General features: G+C 69.5%; 19 protein-coding genes. 6 read left to right on the top strand and 13 right to left on the bottom strand.

All coding sequences use genetic code 11. The features are described from left to right. Positions 1–11: 11 nt before the first annotated feature. From J7E45_RS14885 to J7E45_RS14865, 5 genes are all read right to left on the bottom strand, one after another. Complete coding sequence (locus tag J7E45_RS14885) at positions 12–719, bottom strand: phosphonatase-like hydrolase (protein ID WP_215070317.1); 708 nt, start codon at positions 717–719, stop codon at positions 12–14. Further along, positions 716–1,855: a TIGR03364 family FAD-dependent oxidoreductase gene (locus J7E45_RS14880; protein WP_215070315.1), complete on the bottom strand. Its 1,140-nt coding sequence runs from the start codon at positions 1,853–1,855 to the stop codon at positions 716–718. Before J7E45_RS14880 ends, J7E45_RS14885 begins: the two co-directional genes overlap by 4 nt. Beyond that, positions 1,852–3,579: a phosphonate ABC transporter, permease protein PhnE gene (gene phnE, locus J7E45_RS14875; protein WP_251054290.1), complete on the bottom strand. Its 1,728-nt coding sequence runs from the start codon at positions 3,577–3,579 to the stop codon at positions 1,852–1,854. The genes J7E45_RS14880 and phnE overlap by 4 nt, the downstream gene beginning before the upstream one ends. Continuing rightward, entirely contained in the window at positions 3,576–4,406 is an 831-nt protein-coding gene (gene phnC, locus J7E45_RS14870; RefSeq protein WP_091027503.1) for a phosphonate ABC transporter ATP-binding protein, read from the bottom strand. The genes phnE and phnC overlap by 4 nt, the downstream gene beginning before the upstream one ends. Positions 4,407–4,513: 107 nt before the next feature. Next, positions 4,514–5,443 carry a phosphate/phosphite/phosphonate ABC transporter substrate-binding protein gene (locus J7E45_RS14865; protein WP_215070313.1) on the bottom strand — a complete coding sequence of 310 codons (930 nt, stop codon included), beginning with the start codon at positions 5,441–5,443 and terminating at the stop codon, positions 4,514–4,516. 169 nt (positions 5,444–5,612) lie between these two features. Here J7E45_RS14865 and J7E45_RS14860 point away from each other — a divergent pair, with 169 nt between their 5' ends. Beyond that, a complete protein-coding gene (locus tag J7E45_RS14860) occupies positions 5,613–6,356 on the top strand; it encodes a GntR family transcriptional regulator (RefSeq protein WP_308162144.1) in 744 nt (247 codons plus the stop codon). A gap of 249 nt (positions 6,357–6,605) precedes the next feature. On the opposite strand, the gene J7E45_RS14855 is transcribed toward J7E45_RS14860, so the two are convergent. Beyond that, positions 6,606–7,748 carry a histidine kinase gene (locus J7E45_RS14855; RefSeq protein WP_215070311.1) on the bottom strand — a complete coding sequence of 381 codons (1,143 nt, stop codon included), beginning with the start codon at positions 7,746–7,748 and terminating at the stop codon, positions 6,606–6,608. Positions 7,749–7,975: 227 nt separating this feature from the next. Here J7E45_RS14855 and J7E45_RS14850 point away from each other — a divergent pair, with 227 nt between their 5' ends. Then, a complete protein-coding gene (locus J7E45_RS14850; protein WP_251054288.1) occupies positions 7,976–8,632 on the top strand; it encodes a response regulator transcription factor in 657 nt (218 codons plus the stop codon). Here J7E45_RS14850 and J7E45_RS14845 read toward each other — a convergent pair whose 3' ends face one another. Continuing rightward, entirely contained in the window at positions 8,633–9,496 is an 864-nt protein-coding gene (locus tag J7E45_RS14845; protein ID WP_215070310.1) for an EamA family transporter, read from the bottom strand. A gap of 262 nt (positions 9,497–9,758) precedes the next feature. Between J7E45_RS14845 and J7E45_RS14840 the strand changes: the two genes are divergently transcribed. From J7E45_RS14840 to J7E45_RS14830, 3 genes are all read left to right on the top strand, one after another. Beyond that, entirely contained in the window at positions 9,759–11,042 is a 1,284-nt protein-coding gene (locus J7E45_RS14840) for a M18 family aminopeptidase (RefSeq protein ID WP_215070309.1), read from the top strand. A gap of 76 nt (positions 11,043–11,118) precedes the next feature. After that, positions 11,119–12,561: a cytosine permease gene (locus J7E45_RS14835; protein WP_215070308.1), complete on the top strand. Its 1,443-nt coding sequence runs from the start codon at positions 11,119–11,121 to the stop codon at positions 12,559–12,561. After that, positions 12,558–13,124, top strand: a complete 567-nt coding sequence (locus J7E45_RS14830) for a cysteine hydrolase (protein WP_308162143.1) — start codon at positions 12,558–12,560, stop codon at positions 13,122–13,124. Before J7E45_RS14835 ends, J7E45_RS14830 begins: the two co-directional genes overlap by 4 nt. Before the next feature lie 7 nt (positions 13,125–13,131). Here the strand turns inward: J7E45_RS14830 and J7E45_RS14825 are convergent, their stop codons facing one another. Continuing rightward, positions 13,132–13,842 (bottom strand): MBL fold metallo-hydrolase, encoded by a 711-nt coding sequence (locus tag J7E45_RS14825; protein ID WP_215070307.1) that lies wholly within the window; start codon positions 13,840–13,842, stop codon positions 13,132–13,134. Positions 13,843–13,923: 81 nt separating this feature from the next. On the opposite strand from J7E45_RS14825, the gene J7E45_RS14820 reads away from it, so the two are divergent. Beyond that, positions 13,924–14,448, top strand: coding sequence for a TetR/AcrR family transcriptional regulator (locus tag J7E45_RS14820; RefSeq protein ID WP_215070306.1), 525 nt, complete (start codon positions 13,924–13,926; stop codon positions 14,446–14,448). 12 nt (positions 14,449–14,460) lie between these two features. Here J7E45_RS14820 and J7E45_RS14815 read toward each other — a convergent pair whose 3' ends face one another. Genes J7E45_RS14815 through J7E45_RS14795 form a run of 5 tightly spaced genes read right to left on the bottom strand, consistent with a single transcriptional unit; the run spans position 14,461 to position 19,348 of the window. Next, on the bottom strand, positions 14,461–15,294 hold the full coding sequence (locus J7E45_RS14815) for an ABC transporter ATP-binding protein (protein ID WP_215070304.1): 834 nt from the start codon (positions 15,292–15,294) through the stop codon (positions 14,461–14,463). Continuing rightward, positions 15,291–16,379, bottom strand: a complete 1,089-nt coding sequence (locus tag J7E45_RS14810; protein ID WP_215070303.1) for an iron chelate uptake ABC transporter family permease subunit — start codon at positions 16,377–16,379, stop codon at positions 15,291–15,293. Before J7E45_RS14810 ends, J7E45_RS14815 begins: the two co-directional genes overlap by 4 nt. Then, the gene (locus J7E45_RS14805) at positions 16,376–17,452 is read right to left on the bottom strand and encodes an iron ABC transporter permease (RefSeq protein WP_215070301.1); all 1,077 of its coding nucleotides are present in this window, start codon (positions 17,450–17,452) and stop codon (positions 16,376–16,378) included. The genes J7E45_RS14810 and J7E45_RS14805 overlap by 4 nt, the downstream gene beginning before the upstream one ends. A gap of 4 nt (positions 17,453–17,456) precedes the next feature. Then, a complete protein-coding gene (locus J7E45_RS14800; protein ID WP_215070299.1) occupies positions 17,457–18,332 on the bottom strand; it encodes a siderophore-interacting protein in 876 nt (291 codons plus the stop codon). Beyond that, entirely contained in the window at positions 18,332–19,348 is a 1,017-nt protein-coding gene (locus J7E45_RS14795; RefSeq protein ID WP_215070297.1) for an ABC transporter substrate-binding protein, read from the bottom strand. The genes J7E45_RS14800 and J7E45_RS14795 overlap by 1 nt, the downstream gene beginning before the upstream one ends. Between the last annotated feature and the right edge of the window lie 47 nt (positions 19,349–19,395).

Raw genomic sequence — 19,395 nt, 5'->3', positions numbered from 1 at the left:
GGCGATCCCTCTCAGGAGGTGGTGGCGAACGGGAGCAGCTCGCGCTGCGCGAGCACGCCGCGGAGTGCGGTCACATCGCTCAGCACGGCATCCGCTCCCGCGGCGCTCAGCGCCGGGCGATCGTGGGCACCGGAGAGCACGCCGGCGACGAAGCCGGCACCCGCCCGACGCCCGGACTCGACGTCGCTGACGGTATCTCCGGCGACGGCGATGGCCTGCACCGACGAGGTCTGCGTGCGAAGCAGGGCCGCGAGCACGAGGTCGGGTGCCGGGCGACCGCGACCCGCGTCGACGGGAGACAGTGCGAGGTCGATGAGGTCCCGCCAGCCGAGTCCATCGATGAGGGCCTCGCGCGTCACCGGGGCGAACCCGGTCGTCAGAACGACCGTCAGCCCGGCATCCTTCAGACCCTGGATCGCGTCTGCCGCGCCGGGGATCTCGGAGACACCCTGCTCGGCGACGATCTCGGCGTAGGCGCCCTCGAACGCGGCGGTGGCGCGCTCGGCCGCAGCCCGGTCGCCCGAGGCGAGGTGGGTGAAGACGTCGATCTTCGACTGACCCATGGTCAGGCGCACGTAGTCCAGCGCCTCGGCCCACGGCATCCGGTCGGCGACGCCCGTGCGCTCGGCGGCGCGCTGGAACGCCTGCTCCACGACGCCGTCGTCGAGCACGGTGGTTCCCGCCATGTCGAGCACGACGAGTTCGAGAGGAGTGGTCATGATGTTCCTTCCATTGCTGCCGTCCACCCGAAGGCGGCGGCGAGGTTCTCTTCGGCCAGGCCGAGGCCCGTGGTCATCCCGATACCGGTGGTCGCGGCGAGCACGAGCACGCCGTCGTCGCCGCGGTCGATCAGGAACTCCTGCGGACCCTTCGCGTAGACGCCCTGCCACCGCTCGATCACTCGCGGAGTCGGTGCGTCGAACAGCGCCTCAGCCTCGGCGAGGAATGCGGTGAAGGCGGCCTCGGGCTGGAAGGGCGCCGGAGCGACCGCGGTCGCGTGCGAGTCGCCGATGATGAGCGTGCCATCCGGCAGCTGCGTGTACATCTGGTTGAGGTCGATGGCCGCGAGGTCGGGCCGCTCGGCATGCAGGCGTTCCCGCAGCACCGTGGCCTCGACCCCGTCGGCGAAGCGGCCGTAGCGCACGAGCGACCAGCCGGTGAGCAGTGGCGCGGCGAGCGGATGCCGGAACGACACCGCCGCCCGCATCATGTCGAGGGCGCAGCGTGCGATCCCGTGCCGCTCGGCGACCTCGGGAAGCAGCTGGTCGATGTCGTGGTTCACCGCGACGACGACGCTCCCGCAGCCGATCGGGCCTCGGGTGGTCTCGACCCGGCCGGCCCCCACCGCGGTGACCGCGGTGCGGAACCGGAACTCCACTCCCAGGCTCGCGAGATGACGCACGATCGCGCCGGCCGCGGTGCGCGGATCGGTCTGCAGGTCGACTTCGATGTGCGCGCCGCCGACGAGGCCGTCCGCCCGGAGCGGGGCGAGGCACAGGAGCTCGTCGGCCTCGAGCAGGCGGATGCCGCCCTCGCGGGAGGCCGCCTCGAGCACAGCGATCTCGTCGTCGTGGCGGGCGGCCACGAGGGTGCCCGATTCGCGCAGCCAGAAGCCGGCGTCTTTGGCGAGGCGCAGCCACAGCTCACGGGAGACGTCGGCGTAGCGCCGGGCCTCCCCGCCCTGGGCGCCGATGCAGAGATGCCCGAAGTTGCGGATCGTGGCGCCGACCGGGGCCTCGGTGCGGTCGACGACCACCACGCGCAGCCCACGGCGGACCGCCGCGTACGCCGCACCGAGGCCGACGATGCCCGAGCCGACGACCACGACGTCGGCCGTGTCGTGAGTGCCGTTCATCGGAACACCTTCCGCATCCACATGGCGAGCCCTTCGACCACGAGCACGGTGACGAGGATCATCAGGACGATCGCGGTCACGGTCTCGTAGCGCGAGCCCTGGCTGGCGTTGAGCAGGTAGTACCCGACCCCTCCGCCGCCGACGATGCCGAGGATCGTCGCCGCGCGGATGTTCGTGTCGAGCATGTAGAAGCTGTGGCCGATGAGCGCCTGCATCCCCTGCGGCACGGTGGCCGAGGTGTAGGTCTGCAGACGGGTCGCGCCGACCGCACGCAGCGCCCGCTCGGGACCACGGTCCACCTCTTCGAACGAGTCGGCGATGAGCTTGCCGAGCAGTCCGATGCCGCCGATCGCGAGGGCGATGACACCCGCCTGCGCCCCGAGGCCCGTGATGACGACGAGCACGATCGCGAGGATGAGTTCCGGGATGCCGCGGATGCCGACGAGCAGCAGCCGTGCCGTTCCCCGCGCCCCTGGGCTCGGAGCGACGTTGCGGGCGGCGAGTGAGCCCAGCAGGATCGACGGGAGCAGGGTGAGCACCGTCGCGGCGAGAGCGATCGCGACCGTGTCGCGCATGGCCTCGAACATCGCGCTCGCGTCGTAGTTGCCGAACGACGGCGGCCAGAACCGGGCGGCGACCTCGGGCAGCTTGGCCCAGAACGTGAAGAAGTCCATCCAGTTGATCTGGCTCACCACGACGCTGCCGATCACGACGAGCACGGCGACGACACCGGCGATCGTGTGACGCACACGCTGCGCCGTCCAGGGTCGCCGCACCGCGGTCTGCGGGCTGGCGGCCCATGCCGGGCGTCCGGCGGGTGCGGCTGCGGCGTGCGCACCGAGCCGCGGGTGCAGCATCCGGTCCATCCAGGAGCGGGTGTGCTTCTGCTCGCCGAGCATCGCCCCGCGCACCATGCTGGAGACGATCTCCATCACGATGCAGAGGATGAAGATGACCAGCGCGATGCCGAGGCCCTTGCCGTAGTTGAGCGACTTGAACGCGTACGACATCTCGAGGCCGAGGCCGGCGACGCCGACGTAGCCGAGCACGACGCTGCCACGCAGGTTGATGTCGTTGCGGTGCAGCACGGTCGCCACCCAGCTGGGCAGCACCTGCGGCAGGATGCCTGCGGAGAACTCCTGCATCTTCGAGCCGCCGGCGGCGCGGATCGCGAGGCGGGGGCCTTCGTCGATCTGCTCGATCGCGTCGGCGAACATCTTCGAGATCATGCCGATCGAGTGGATACCGATCGCGAGGATGCCGGGGAGCGTGCCGAGGGAGAACATCAGCACGAACGCCATCGCGAGGACGACGTCGGGCAGCGCCCGGGTGAGGACGCCGATGAACCGGGCCGCGGCTCGCCAACCGTTCCCCGGTGACGTGTTGGATGCGGCGAGGTAGGCGATCGGCACCGACAGCACCGCGGCGAGCAGGGTGCCGACGAGCACGAGGCCGACGGTGAGGGCGATCAGCCAGGCCAGGTCGGCGGGCTCGGGGAACGACAGGCCGCCGACGCGAGCCATGAAGTTCTCGGCGTTGCCCCAGCTCTGCACCATCGCCGGGATCGAGATGTCGACCTCGCGGACGGCGAGGATGCCGAGCACGACGAGCGCGACCAGCGTGAGGGATGCCGCGATGCGCTCCGGCGAGATCCGACGCTTCGGCGCCCGCTCGGCGACCGTCGAGGCCGCTGCGGTGCGCGGACGGTCGGCGAGGAGCGTCATGATGCCGCCACCTGTGCGGCAGCCACGACGAGCTCTTCCTGCACGGCGCGGATCTCGGCGGTGGTGGTCGCGACGCGACCGTAGATCTCCATGACCTCGGCCTTGGTGAGGTCGGTGGTCGGGGTGTCGAGCACGACCTCGCCGTGACGGAGCCCGACGATGCGGTCGGCCCAGCTGATCGCGAGGTCGACCTGGTGCAGGCTGCACACGACCGTGAGCCCCTCGTCGGCGGCGATCTCGCGGATCAGTGCCATGACCTGCTCGCTCGACTCCGGATCGAGCGAGGCGACCGGCTCGTCGGCGAGCAGGATGTCGGGCTTCTGCATGAGGGCACGGGCGATGGCGACGCGCTGCTGCTGCCCGCCCGAGAGGGTGTCGCTGCGCTGGTAGGCGCGGTCGAGCAGCCCCACGCGGTCGAGGTGCCCGAGCGCGGTGAGCTTGGCGGCCCGCGAGTACCCCCAGAGCCCGAGGCGCGGTCCGCGCACACCCGACAGCGAGCCGGTGAGCACGTTCTCGAGCACCGTGAGCGACGGCACGAGCTCGAACTGCTGGAAGATGAAGCCCACGCGGCTGCGGAGGTTCCGCAGCGCCCGGCCCTTCAGCGAGGGCACCTGGGAGCCGAGCACCTCCACGGAGCCTGCGGTGGGGATCTCGAGGCCGTCGAGGTGGCGCAGCAGCGTCGACTTCCCCGAGCCGGAGAGGCCGAGGAGCACGACGATCTCGCCGCGGGACACCTCGAGTGAGGCGCCCTTCAGTGCAGTGGTCGTGCCGAAGGTCTTCGTCACGCCGTCGAGACGGATGAGGGCGTCGGATGCCGAGGCGGTCATGTCGTAACTCCTGTGGTGTGGTGTGTCATGCGGTGGGGCCCTCCGCCTCGCCGCGCGGGGCGGGCGAGGCGGAGGGCACCGGGTGAGACGAAGGGGTCAGGCCGGGCTCAGCCCTGGCACTGCTCCGCTTCGGTCTCCTTGCAGATGTCGCGGATCAGGTCGTAGTAGGCGTCGTCGACCGGCTTCGTCGCGTAGAAGACGCTGCGGAAGGAGTCGCTGTCGGCACTGTCGATGCCGGCGGCGATGATGTCGTCGATCGTGACCTCGGAGAGTCCGTCGACGAGCTGCTTCGAGACCTCGTCCGGAAGCGTCGACGAGTACACGAGCGGGGCGCCGGGCACCATCGTCTCGGCGATGACCTTGACCTTGTCCGACTTCTCGACCTCGGAGTCCTCGGCGAAGCCGACCTCGCACTCGACGCCTTCGCCGACCTTGGTCACGCTCACGTCGTGCTTGCCGGCGAAGACCGGAGTGATGTCGGTCTTCGGGTCGACGCCGGCCTCGATCAGGTTGTACGACGGGAACAGGTAGCCCGAGGTCGAAGACGGGTCCACGAAGCAGACCTTCTTGCCCTTGAAGTCCTCGAGGCTCTTGATGTCGCTGTCGACGGGCACGATCGCCTGCGAGTAGTAGCCGGGCTCCTGGCCCTCGTCGGTGACGATGGAGGAGATCGGGGTGAGCTTGGCGCCGTTGTTGGTGGCGGTGACGTAGGTGAAGCCGGAGAACGAGGCGACGTCGACCTTGCCGGCGACGGCGGCCTCGATGAGTGCCGCGTAGTCGGTGGACTCGTGGTACTCGACGGTCTTGCCGGTGAGGTCGGCGATGTAGTCCATGAGCGGCTGGTAGTTCGTCTCGGTGTCGACCGAGTCGGGGACGACGCCGAAGACGAGGGTGTTCTCGTCGACCGCGAAGCCGCTCGCGGTGGACGACTCGTCGGCGCCGGGGGTGCCGGTCGCCTCGGCGGTGCCGGCACAGGCGGCGAGGCCGAGGGCGAGGAGCGCGACGCCGGCGAGGGCGGGGAGAGCGCGAAGCTTCATGAGGACCTTTCAGGGTGTGAGGGGTGATCCACGGAAGACTCTCGCAGGTGCCACGTCGAGATATGTACCTAACTCGGATCTGTTCAGAGCTCGTTTACCGAGCATTCTTCTGGATGAACACCCCAGGAACACGCTCGCGCCCGTCAGCCTGATCAAGTAATGTACCTATGTGGCTGAAGCTGTGTACACCCAGATCGCCGACGACCTCCGCGCGCAGATCGCTGCCGGCGGGTTGCGTCCTGGCGACGACGTCCCGACCGAGGCGGAGCTCGCCGAGCGATGGCACACCTCCCGTGGTCCGATCCGCAACGCGCTGGCGGCGCTGCGCGGCGAGGGCCTGATCGAGACGAGCCGCGGACGGCCGGCCAGGGTCGTGGCCCGCAAGGCCAACCAGGCCGTGGACGTGTCGGTGCCGTTCACGCGCTGGGCGCGCGAGCTGGGCGTCTCCCCCGGGGCCAAGACGCAGGAGCTGAGCCTGCGTCGCGCCGGCGACCTGGCGGCGGCGCTCGACGTCGACCCGAGCGACACGATCGTCAGCGTCGTGCGGCTGCGCCTGCTCGATGGTCGCCCGACGATGCTCGAGCGCCTCAACTACACCCAGGTCGCGGGCAGACACCTCTTCGACGTCGATCTCGACCAGGTGTCGATCACCGAGCACCTGTCGTCGGTGGGCCACCCGATCGTCACCCTCCAGCACGTGATCGACGCGGTGGCGGCCGACGATCAGGACGCCGCCCTGCTGCGCGTGCCGCGCGGCACTCCCATCCTGCGACTGACCCGCACGTCTCGCGACGCGGAGGGGCGGATCTTCGAAGCCTCGGAAGACCGCTACCTCAGCGAGGTCGTGCGCTTCACGGTCGCCGCATCCGGCATCTCGACCGACGGGCACTACATGCGCGCGGTCGGCGGATAGCGAAGCGGGGCACCGCTCGGAGGCCGGAAAAACAGGCCGTTAACGCAGAAGGCGATCGCGAGCGCGCAAGTTTTTCAGAAGCCAGAAAGACCGCGCCCGCGATCGCAGCGCTGGGGACGCTTTATCTGGGGAGCCTTCAGGATATGGCTGCGCGCAACCCGTTCCACACTGTCGAACGTCGAGACTTCCCTAGACTTTCGTCTAGGTTCTCGCGGATCGCGGAAAAGGGTGCCTCCACACTCTAGAGCATCAGACGACCGGAAGTCGGGCCGACACGACCCAGAATCCGTCGACTTCGCCGGCGCTGAACTCACCGCTCGCGCCCATGACCCGCTCCGCCATCCGCCCGAGGCCCGTGCGGCTCGACGAGAGCTCGCGGCGCGGCGTCGTCGGCAGGGGGCTGCGCAACGTGAGGAGCGCGACCTCATCGTCCACGGCGAGGACGATCTGCACCTCGCCGGGGCCGGCGTACTTGAGGATGTTCGTGGCGGACTCGCGCGTGATGCGCGCCAGCACGATCTCGACGGCTCGCGGGATCCGCTCGTCCTGAGGATCACCCTCTCGGAGAACGGAGTGCCCGGCGGCTTCGAACTCCTCCGCCGCTTCGTCGATCGCGGCGGCGAGGTCGCCCGTCTGCACGCTCGACGACTGCGGACCGTCGTCGGCGAGTTCGATCACGAAGCGGAGATCGGTCATCGCCTTGCGCGCGGCGACTCGGATCGCCTCCTGCGAATCGGAACTCGTCTGGGGGTCTTCGAGCATCTGCACGTGCAGTGCGACCACCGTGAGGTGGTGCGCGATGCTGTCGTGCAGCTCGCCGGCGATCCAACGTCGCTCGGCGAGAACTGCCTGTCGTTCCTGTTCGGCGCGCGCCTCGAGTTCGCGTTCGAGACGGCTGCCACGGGCGAACGCGAGCCGAAGGGCGAACCCGACAGCTCCGGCCACCGTGGCGAAGATGAGGAAGAGACCGACGTTCACATCGGTGTCAGCATCGCCATTGGCGACGACTGCTGCAGCGATGAGGAACGCACCGGTGTACGACAGGATCAGGGAGGTCCACCCCAGCCTCATGACCAGGCCGGCCGCGACAGCGGCGGCGGTCAGAACCTGGGACTCGGTTCCCACGAGAAATGAAGTGGCGAACACGACGCCGAGGGCGCATGTCGCGATGAGCGGATTCCAGAGGTAGAGAGCGAACGCTGCTGTGCATGCGACGCTCACCAACAGTGCCACCGGGTTCACACCCGGGGTGGTGAAAAAGCCTATGACGTCAGTGGCGATGGTGATGGAGACGATGACCAGGACGACGATTCGCTCGATCGCGCTGAGCTTCTCGCCCCGACCCAACCGAAACGAATCCGTGGATCGTCGGGTCGATTGGTCGAAGGCCATGGGTTCACTATCTCCTATTCGCCAGGTACGCTAGCGGACGAGACCAAAAAACTTGCCAACCTGCTGCCAGAAAGTCATTACGTTCACCTCCATTATGTAGTCGTTCGTCGATGTCTGTATTCATCTTCTCGGCGAATCGCGGAGCGCACATCTGTCTCTCGTCTAGAGGTTTTTAGCCAAAGGTCTACATCGTCATCACCTGTCGCCCGCGCCGTTAGGCTTCCCCCATGCAGGAAATCCGTGTCGTGATCGTCGATGACGATCCCCTGGTCCGCTCGGCGCTGTCGCACTTCGTCTCCCGCGACCCCGAGATCACCGTGATCGCCCAGGCGGAAGACGGCGTGGAAGCGATCGCCACGGTCGAACGCGAGCAGCCCGACGTCGTGATGATGGACGTGCAGATGCCCGAGATGGACGGCATCGAGGCCACCGGCGTGATAGCCGAGCGCTGGCCGCACGTCCGCGTCCTCGCCGTCACCACTCTCGACGGCAGCGACACGGTGCTCCCGATGCTGAGTGCCGGCGCCTCCGGATACCTCCTCAAGGACTCGAGCGCGGACGAGATCGTCACGGGCGTTCGCGAGGTGCACAGCGGCGCCAGCTCGCTCTCCCCGCGGATCGCCTCGATGCTCATCAAGCATGTGCGCGAGTCCACACCCGTCGCGGCAGACGCCGACGCCCTCGAACCTCTCACCGACCGCGAGACCGAGGTCCTGAACTGCCTCGCGAAGGGCATGTCCAACGCCGAGATCGCAAAGGCGCTGATCGTCTCCGAGGGCACGGTGAAGGCGCACCTCGGACGCATGATGTCGAAGTGGCACCTGCGCGACCGCGTGCAGATCCTCGTCACGGCCGCGCATGCCGGGCTCGTCAGCTTCCGCTGATCACAGGGCCAGCAGGACGATTCCCGCCACCACGACGAGCGAGGCCGCGATCCGCCAGCCCGGACGCGACTCGCGCAGTACGAACACGCCGAACAGGCTCACCAGCACGACGCTCACCTCGCGCAGCGGCGCCACCAGCGCGACCGGGGCGATCTGGATCGCGGTCAGCACGAGGATGTACGACAGCGGCGACAGGATGCCGAAGACGAGGATCCGTCGCCACTGCGCGCGACCGAGCGCCCAGACGGCATCCCATCGGCGGCGCACCGCGAACGAGTAGAACGGCACCTGCAGCAGGCTCGCGCCGACCATGAACGCGACGGGCGAGAGGTTCCAGGTGCGCACCGCGTGCGCGTCCCAGATCGTGTAGACCGCGATCGCGACCCCGGTGAGCAGGCCGAACAGGATGCCGGGATCGATGCGCCGCGAGCGACCTCCGGTCCCCCGGTCGACGAGACCGATCGCCACGACGCCGACGATCACGGCCGCCACCCCGATCAGCGCCACCACCGAGGGTCGCTCCCCGAGCAGCAGCACCGCCACGATCACCGACAGGAACGGTCCGGTTCCCCGCGCGGTCGCGTACACGGTGGAGAGGTTCCCCTCGCGGTAGCCGCGCTGCAGCACCGTCATGTAGGCCACGTGCAGCACCGCCGAGACGGTCACGCCCAGCGCGAAGGAGCCGAGGTCATCCGTTCCCAGACCGCCCGTGAAGGGCACGACGCCGATCCAGACGAGCGTGCTGCCGACCGCGCCCCACCAGAGGAACGGCGACCCCGCTCTGCTCACGCCGTGGGCGATGATGTTCCACGCGGCGTGGGCGATGGCCGCCCCGAAGACGAGGACGAACGCGAGAGGGGACACGACGAGACCCTTCCGTCCGGCGCGCGGCGCGACGAACAGGGTCCTCCGGGCTTTTGTCCTGTCAGATGACGGCCCTCCTGCGGAGGAGAACCGTGGCGCCGCTCGGACCAGACGGGTGTGGACCCCGGAACCCTAGGCGCTATCGAGACGAGCCTAACCCGGAGGGATGAACACCAGGCAAACGACGGCCCGCGGCAGGATGCGGACCCGCGCATCACCCCGGCTACGCTCGAAGGACAGCTCGTCTCCAGGAAGGCCCGCCATGCCCGTCACCCCGGTCGCACTCGCCCACGCCGAGGACCTCGCCGACTTCGTCGCCGCCTCGCCCTCGAGCTACCACGCGGCGGCGGAGGTCGCTCGACGGCTGGAAGCAGCCGGGTTCACGCCGCTGCGCGAGGAGGACCCCTGGCCGACCGAGGCGGGCGGCCGGTACGTCGTCGTGCGCGACGGCGCCGCGATCGCCTGGACCGTGCCGGCGGATGCCACCGCGACGACTCCCGTGCAGATCTTCGGTGCGCACACCGACTCCCCCGGCTTCAAGCTCAAGCCGCAGCCGACCACGGGTTCGCGCGGCTGGTTGCAGGCCGCCGTCGAGGTGTACGGCGGGCCGCTGCTGAACTCCTGGCTCGACCGTGAGCTGCGCCTCGCCGGACGCCTGGCGCTGGCGGACGGTCGCGTGGTGCTCGCCGCCACCGGACCGCTGCTGCGCCTTCCGCAGCTCGCGATCCATCTCGACCGGGGCGTCAACAACGGACTGGCCCTCGACAAGCAGACCGAGACGCAGCCGGTGTGGGGACTCGGCGACCCGAGCGAAGCCGACATCCTCGCCGAGCTCGCCGCATCCGCCGATGTGTCGGCCGCCGACATCCGCGGCTACGACGTCGTGGTCGCCGACACCGCGCGCGGAGCCGTCTTCGGCAAGGACAGCGCGTTCTTCGCATCCGGCCGCCTCGACGACCTGGCCTCGGTGCACGCCGGAGTGGTCGCCCTCGAGACGCACGACCCCGCAGCGGGCGGACCGATCGCCGTGCTGGCCGCCTTCGATCACGAAGAGCTGGGCTCCGCGTCGCGCTCCGGCGCCGCCGGCCCGTTCCTCGAAGACGTGCTCGAACGCGTGTACGCGGGTCTCGGCGCGGACGGCTCCGAACGCCGCCAGGCCTACGCCTCGTCGTGGTGCCTGTCGAGCGACGTCGGCCACTCGGTACACCCGAACTACGCCGCCAAGCACGACCCGGTGGTGCAGCCGGTGCTCGGCTCGGGCCCGATCCTGAAGATCAACGCGAACCAGCGGTATGCGACGGATGCCGTCGGCGCGGCATCCTGGGCAGCCTGGTGCGAGCGCGCCGGCGTGGCCGGCCAGGAGTTCGTGTCGAACAACGGCGTGCCGTGCGGATCGACGATCGGCCCGATCACCGCGACACGGCTCGGCATCCGCACGGTCGACGTCGGCATCCCGATCCTCTCGATGCACTCCGCACGCGAGCTCGCCGGGGTCTCGGACCTGCACGACCTCACGCGCACCGCGCAGTCGTTCTTCGCGGGCTGACGCCGGGGGCGAGCGGCGGGCCGATCCGCGCCGCGAAGTCCGCGCGGCGCCGTCCCGGCAGTGCCAGGATGTCAGCATGACGGACATCAAGCCGGCCCTGATCGAGCGTGCAGGCATCGAGATCATCCCCGAATCCGAGCGGACCGCGAAGCCGCGCGACCTCTTCTGGCCCTGGTTCGCGGCGAACGTCTCCGTGTTCGGCATGTCGTACGGCTCATTCGTCCTGGGCTTCGGCATCTCGTTCTGGCAGGCGACGCTCGTCTCGGTCATCGGCATCGTGGTGTCTTTCCTGCTCTGCGGGCTCATCGCGATCGCCGGCAAGCGCGGATCGGCGCCGACCATGGTGCTCTCGCGTGCGGCGTTCGGCGTGCACGGCCAGAAGGTGCCGGGCATCGTCTCGTGGCTGACCTCGATCGGGTGGGAGACGTTCCTCGCGATCATGGCGGTGCTCGCGACGGCCACCGTGATCACGCAGCTGGGCGGCGACGGCGACAGCATCGCGCTCAAGATCATCGCCACCGTGATCGTCGCCGCGCTGATCGTCACGGCATCCGTGCTCGGCTATCACACGATCATGAAGCTGCAGTCGGTGCTCACCTGGGTCACCGGCATCGTGACGGTGCTGTACATCATCCTCGCGGCGCCGCAGATCGACCTCGCGGCCGTGCTCGCCCGCCCCGACGGCGGCATCGGCCAGGTGGTCGGCGCGCTGGTCATGGTGATGACCGGGTTCGGGCTCGGCTGGATCAACATCGCCGCCGACTGGTCGCGGTACCAGAAGCGCACGGCATCCGACGGGTCGATCGTCGCCTGGAACACCATCGGCGGATCGGTGGCCCCGGTCATCCTGGTCGTCTTCGGTGTGCTGCTCGCCGGTTCCGACCGAGAACTCTTCAACGCGGTGCAGTTCGACCCGATCGGTGCGCTCGCCTCGATCCTGCCCCCGTGGGTGCTCGTGCCCTTCCTGCTCACGGCCGTGCTCGCGCTCGTCTCCGGCGCGGTGCTCGGCATCTACTCGTCGGGCCTCACGCTGCTCAGCCTCGGCATCCGCGTCCCGCGCCCCTCTGCCGCCGCGATCGACGGAGTGATCCTCACGATCGGCACCATCTACGTGGTGTTCTTCGCGACCGACTTCCTCGGGCCGTTCCAGAGCTTCCTGATCACGCTCGGCGTGCCCCTCGCCTCGTGGGCGGGCATCCTGATCGCCGACATCCTGCGCCGGAAGAAGGACTACGACGAGGAGGCACTGTTCGACAGCCGCGGCCGCTACGGCGCCTGGGACTGGACCTCGATCGGCACCATGGTCGTGACGAGCGCGATCGGCTGGGGTCTGGTGCTCAACGGCTTCGCCGACGACGCCCCGTGGAACAACTGGCAGGGCTACCTGCTGTTCCTCGTCGGCGGACCCGACGGCGCCTGGGCGTACGCGAACCTCGGGGTGTTCTTCGCGCTGGTGCTGTCTTTCGTGGTGACGTACTTCGCGCGGGCCGGGAAGATCCGGCGGCAGGAGAACGCGTGACCCCCTCGACAGGCTCGGCCCCGCAGGACGCCTGGCTCGTGGTGATCGACCCGCAGGCGATCTTCGCCTCTTCCGACTCGGCGTGGGGCTCGCCGTTCTTTGCGGAGGTGATGCCGCGCATCCGCGAACTGGCCGATGCGTTCGGCGACCGGGTGCTGGTCACGCGATGGATGCCGACCGCCGACCGGTCGACCTCGTGGGGCGACTACTTCGCTGCCTGGCCCTTCGCCGACCAGCCGCCCGGCGATCCGCTGTTCGACCTCGTCCCTGAGGCTGTGGGGCTGTCGCCGCATCCGACGATCGACCTGCCGACGTTCGGCAAGTGGGGACCCGAGATCGAGGCCGTCGTCGGTCGCGGCGCTCACGTCGTGCTGGCCGGCGTCTCGACCGACTGCTGCGTCATCTCGACGGCGCTGGCCGCAGCCGATGCGGGCACCCACGTCACGATCGCCGCGGACGCCTGCGCCGGGTCGACGGCCGAGAACCACGCGGCCGCCCTGCAGGTCATGGGGCTGTATCCGCCGCAGATCACGATCAGCGACACGGCGACCATTCTCGCCTGATGCGTCGTCAGGCCGCGGCGCGGACCGCAGCGGCGATGTCGGCGGGCGAGCCGCGCCAAGGGGCTCCGTGCCCCGGCAGCACCCAGGACGCCGAGAGGGAGCCGAGCCGGTCGAGCGAGGCGAGGGCCTCTGCCGGCTCGTCCGTGAACGGCGCGGGCTGCGCGCCGGTGCGCCCGGTCAGCACATGCCTGGTGGTCAGCGCATCGCCGACGAAGACGGCATCCACGGCCGGAACGTGCACGGCGATGCTACCCGGCGAGTGGCCCGGCATACCGATCACGAGAGGGGCACCCGGCAGCTCGAGCACATCGCCGTCGGCGACCTCGACCACCTCGACGACGTGGCGGGTGCGCAGTGCATTCTTGCGGATGCCGTAGGCGAAGAAGCCCAGCGTCGGTCCGACCCGGGCCGGACCCATCGGTGTCTTCGGCTTCTCCCCCGTGCGCACCCGGTGGCTGTCGGCCGCGTGGATGAACACCGGGACGCCCGCCTCCTGCCGCAACCGCTCGGCGAACCCGATGTGGTCGCCGTCGCCGTGGGTCAGGGCGAGGCCGCGGATATCGGAGAGCGGACGACCGATGTCGTCGAGCTCGCGCTGAAGGTCGTGCCAGTGCCCGGGGAGGCCCGCGTCGATCAGGGTGATGCCCTCGGGCAGGTCGACGAGGTACGCGGCGACGATGTCGTTGCCGATGCGGTGCAGGTGCGGTGCGAGCTTCATGGCGGATCCTCTCGGAGTGTTTGCGATGGCTACGTTACGTAGCTATCATGGCTATTGTCAATAGCCATGCAGGAGGACGCGATGCCGACACCCGAACGCACATCCGTCGAGGAGATCGTCGCCGCGGGCCGCGAGATCCTCGAGGTCGCAGGGCCCGCGGGCCTCACGATGCAGGCCGTCGCCGAACGCGTGGGCGTGCGCGCCCCGTCGCTGTACAAGCGGATCCGGGACCGGGACGCACTGCACGCCGCGGTGGCGACCGCGTCCATCGAGGCGCTCACGGCTCGACTCGAGGCCGTGGGCGACGACCTGACCGCCCTCGCCCACGCCTATCGGGCGTTCGCGCACACGCATCCGGAGGGCTTCCGGATCATGTTCACCGTCGCCGCGCCGCACGATGCACTCGATCGCTCGGCCGCGCCGCTGATCCGTGCGACAGCTGCACTGGTCGGCGAGGACGACGCGCTCGATGCCGCCCGTCTCTTCACCGCCTGGGCGACGGGGTTCCTGCAGATGGAGCTCTCGGGCGCCTTCCGCCTGGGCGGCGACGTCGACCGTGCGTTCGACTACGGCCTGAGCCGACTCCTCGCCGGACTGGCCGAATGAACGGATCGCCGCTCAGAGGGTCGCCGAGCCCAGCGGTACGACGAGAGGGCTGCCCGCCACCGGGTCGGCGACCACGAGGCACTCCAGGCCGAAGACCTCGCGCACCATCTCGGCGGTGACGATCTGCTTCGGCGGCCCCTCGGCGACGACCTGACCGTCCTTCATCGCGATGATGTGCGTGGCGTACCGGGCCGCGTGGTTCAAGTCGTGGAGCACGGCGACGAGGGTGCGCCCCTCATGATGCAGCCGTCGGAACAGCTCGAGCAGCTCGATCTGGTGCGCGATGTCGAGGAACGTGGTCGGCTCGTCCAGGAGCACGATGGGCGTCTCCTGGGCGAGCGCCATCGCGACCCACACCCGCTGCCGCTGGCCGCCGGAGAGCTCGTCGACCAGGCGCGTCGACAGTTCGGTCGTGTTGGTGGCGTCGAGCGCTGCGGCGACCGCCCTGGCATCCTGCGCCGACCACTGCCGGATGAGCCCTTGGTGCGGATAGCGCCCCCGCGAGACGAGGTCGGCGACCACGATGCCGTCCGGGGCGAGAGACGTCTGCGGCAGCAACCCGACCTCCCTGGCGAGCGCCTTGGCCGGCATCCGCGCGATCGAGCCTCCGTCGAGCAGCACCTGCCCGTGCACGGGCGTGAGCAGCCGTGCGAGGCTCCGCAGCAGCGTCGACTTGCCGCACGCGTTGGGGCCGACGATCACCGTGAACGAGCCGTCGGGGATGCGCACGTCGAGGTTCTCCGAGATCACGCGACGGTCGTAGCCGATCGTCATGTCGTCGGTGTGCAGCCGGGAGGTCGCGGTGGCGGATGCTGTCATGACGGGTCCGTCTTTCGAGAGGGTCATCGGCGCCGGGTCTCCCTGATCAGGAGCCAGACGAAGTAGATGCCGCCGACCGACACCGTGACGATGCCGACGGGCAGCTGCAGTGGGGCGAACAGGCGCTGCGCGAGGAAGTCGCTGATCACGAGCAGGAGCGCCCCGGTCATCCCGGCCGCGATCAGCCCCACCCCGGCGGAGCGCGTCAGCCGTCGCGCGATCTGCGGGGCGACCAGCGCGATGAAGGCGATCGGCCCGGCCGCGGCGGTGACGAGTGCGACCAGGGCGACCCCGAGCACGATGGTGGCCAGACGGATGCCGGTGGGGCGTGATCCCAGCGACCCCGCCGCGTCGTCGCCGAGCTCGAGCACGCGCAGCGCCGGCGACAGGGCGAGCACGAGCGGAACCAGCACCGCGAGCACGACCAGCACCGGGACCAGCTGGTCGACCGAGGCGCCGTTGAGCGAACCGCTCCCCCACACCCCGGCGGTGAGCTGTTCCTCCGGCGACGCCTTGAGCATGAGGTAGGTGTTCAGCGCCGCGAGCAGCGCCGAGACCCCGATGCCGACGATGATGAGGCGGAAGCCCTGCACCCCGCGGCGGTACGCGAGCACGAAGACGACGAGGGCCGTGACGATGCCTCCGGCGAGCGCGCCGACGGCGACCGCGTAGTAGCCGCCACCGGTGACGAGCAGCACGATCAGCGCGCCCGTGTACGAGCCGGAGGAGAAGCCGATGATGTCCGGGGACCCCAGTGGATTGCGGGTCAACGACTGGAAGACGGCCCCCGACATCCCCAGCGCGATGCCGAACAGGGCCGCGAGCAGGGCGCGCGGCAGCCGCCATTCCCGCACGACGAGCACCGTGCCGCCGTCTGCGGTGCCCCAGAGACCGCCGATCACCTCGTCGATCGGGATGTCGTAGGTGCCGGTCGAGATCGACAGGATCACCCCGGCCACGGTGAGTGCGGCGAGCGCGAGCGTGACGAGCACGGCGCGCACTGACGCCGCACCCGACCACCGGTTCCGCTGGAGTTCGAGGCGGCGGTATCCGAAGTCGACGCCCGCGGTGGATGCCGGATCTGCGGTGGCGACGGGGATCGTCGAGGTCACAGTGTGCTCACCTTCGTGCGGCGGGCGAGGAGGATCAGCACGGGCGCGCCGATGAACGCGGTCACGATGCCGACCTCGAGCTCCTGGGGAGCGAGGATGACGCGTCCGACGACGTCGGAGGAGAGCAGCAACAGCGCGGCTCCGACCGCCGAGAACGGGATGATCCAGCGCTGATCCGGGCCGGTGAACCAGCGCACGACGTGCGGCACCATGAGACCGACGAACCCGATGGGGCCGGCAGCCGCGGTCGCGGCTCCGGCGAGCAGCGTCACGGCGATGATCACCAGCACGCGAGTGCGCATCACATTCGCGCCGAGGGAGCGGGCCAGGTCGTCGCCGAGCGAGATCGCGTTGAGCGGGCGGCCGGCGATCGCACCGATCAGCAGACCGATCACGATCGGGATCGCGACGGTCGCGAGCGTGCCCCACCCTCGTCCTGCCAGCGACCCCGCGCTCCAGCGGAGCATGTCGTCGAAGGAGTTCGGGTTCAGCATGGTGATCGCGGACGCGAATCCTCCGAGCACGGCGCCGAGCGCGATGCCGACGAGCGTGAGCCGCACCGGTGTCGCGCCCGCCGAGCCGATCGACCCGAGCGCGTAGACGAGCACCGTCACGATCACGGCACCGCCGAATGCGAACCACATGTACTGCGAGAGGGCGGTGACCCCGAGCAGTCCGATCGCGATCACGACCGCGACATTCGCTCCCGCTCCCACGCCGAGGATGCCGGTGTCGGCCAGCGGGTTGCGGGTGAGCGCTTGGATCAGGGCCCCGGCGACGCCCAAGGCGGCGCCGACGAGCAGGGCGAGAGCCGCGCGGGGCAGCCGCATCTCGTGCACGATGAACGACGTCTCACCGCCGTCCGGATGCCAGAGCGCCTGCCAGACCTCGGCGAAGGATATCCCCCGCGCGCCGACCCAGAGGCTCAGCAGGAACACGACGGCGATCAGGACGACGGCGCCGACGAGGAACACCGTGCGAGTGAGTGCGAGCCGAGGGCGCTGCGGCGAGGCGGCAGGATCGCGCTGCGCGATATCTCGACGTGCGGTCTCGGGAGATGCGGCGAGGGTCATGCGTTCAGAGTCCGAGCTGCGCGAGGCGGGCGTCGTAGCGGTCGCGGAGAACCTCATGGTCACCGTCGGTCGACTCCCAGATGGCTTGGAGCCCGATGAGGGTGTCGCTGTCGAGACCGTCGTAGCGCTCGAGCCACTCCTCCTGGCGATCCCGCCAGTAGCCGATCACGGCATAGCGATCGGCGGCGAGCCCGCGTTCGTGGCGCAGATGGCGGCGGGCAGCGCGGAGTTCCCCCGCCTCGCCGGCGACCCAGACATAGGTGTCGTCCGTGATCGGCAGCGCCCGCAGCGCCTCGGTGATCGCACTGGGTCCGACGCCGTTGCCTCGCCCGACGATCCAGCGGACCTGCAGCGAGCCGTCGCCGATCGGCATCCGATGCGACTCCTCCGCGACCTCGACCGCGGCGACCGCCCGGATCCCGGGGGCGAGCTGTTCGCTGAGCCTGGCGAGGGCGGGCAGTCCGGTGGCGTCCGTCACGAAGATCTGCTCGATCGCTCCGGAAGGCGGCTGGTACAGCCCGCGCGGGTCGCCGAAGGCCACCCGGTCACCCGGATTCGCCGCTGAGGCCCAGGTACCGGCCCGTCCGTGTCCGTGCACCACGAGGTCGATGTCGACCTCTCCGGAGACATCGTCGTGCCGACGGATCGTGTACGGCTCGACGTGGTCCTCCACCCCTTCCGGGTAGTGCCAGACACCGTCGTCGTCGACCGACGGAAGGTGGAGCACGCCATCGGATGCCGGGAAATGCACGCGCACGAACTCGTCGCCGATGCCCGTGGTGCGGAACGCGCGGAGCCCCTCCCCGCCGAAGGTGACACGCACCATGCCCGGCGTGAGCCGGGTGGTGCGCGTCACCTCTGCGACATGCAGATCGCTCATCAGCCCTGGGCGTCGATCTTCGCCTGCACCTGAGCGAACAGGTCGGCGAGGTCTTCGAGGTTCTCGGATGCCCACCCGAAGGAACCGGTCGGCGACAGCGGGATGTAGTCGAACACCATGCCGCGCTGCACCGCCGGCAGGTTCTGCCAGATCGTGTTCGTGTCGAGGGCCGCGAAAGCCTCGTCGTTGCCCGGCTGGACGAAGATGGTGTCGGCGTTCGACAGCCGGTCGAGGTTCTCGTACGAGAACCAGTTGGGGAACTTCGCCTCGTTGACCTCGTCATCCGCCTGCTCGCGGAAGGTCGCTCCGAGATCGCGGAGGATCGGCGTCGCGAAGTGCGTGTCCGCGTACGTGCCCCACTCATCGGCGACAGGGACCATGACCGTGACGGCCTCGTTCGCGAGGATGTCGGCGTACTGATCCTTGATCTCATCGCGGCGGGCGTCGTACTTCTCGACGAGGGGTTCGAGCACGTCCTCCTTGTCGAGGATCTTGGCGAGCTCGGTCGCCCGTGTCCGCCAGCTCTCGCCGTCGCGCGCCTCGAACGTGATGATCGGCGCGACCTTCTCCAGCTCTTCCCGCAGCGGATCGTCCAGCGGCAGGAAGTCGCTGGTCGCGATGATGACGTCGGGGTCGGCTTTCGCCACGGCCTCGAGGTTCAGCTCGTAGTACTCCCCGATCGATGCGACCCCCGCATCGGCGACAGCCGAGGAGTACTGCACGGGTATCCCCACGCCTTCGGTATCGGTGTAGTAGCTGTTGACCACTCCGACCGGCATGACACCGAGGTCGATCAGCGCGGCGGGGGTGTAGAAGTCGACGGAGACGATGCGCTCGATCTTCTCGGGAAGTTCGATGTCGCCGAAGTCGCTCTCGTACACACGAGTGTCATCGGCGGCATCGCCCTCGGCGGGGCTGCTGCAGGCGGCGAGCGCGAACACGGCGACGGATGCGGTGAGGATGCCGACGAGACGGCGCGCTCTGCGGTTCGGGTGCGCGGAGGCGAAGAGGGACATGGGACTCCTGTGATCGCGACGAAACCCCGGACGGCGACACCGCCCGG

The sequence above is a fragment of the Microbacterium sp. ISL-59 genome (genome assembly GCF_018613945.1).
Lineage (GTDB): Bacteria > Actinomycetota > Actinomycetes > Actinomycetales > Microbacteriaceae > Microbacterium > Microbacterium oxydans_B.
Note: the sequence above shows the minus strand (reverse complement) of the source record. Positions and strands in the feature narration are given on the sequence as shown.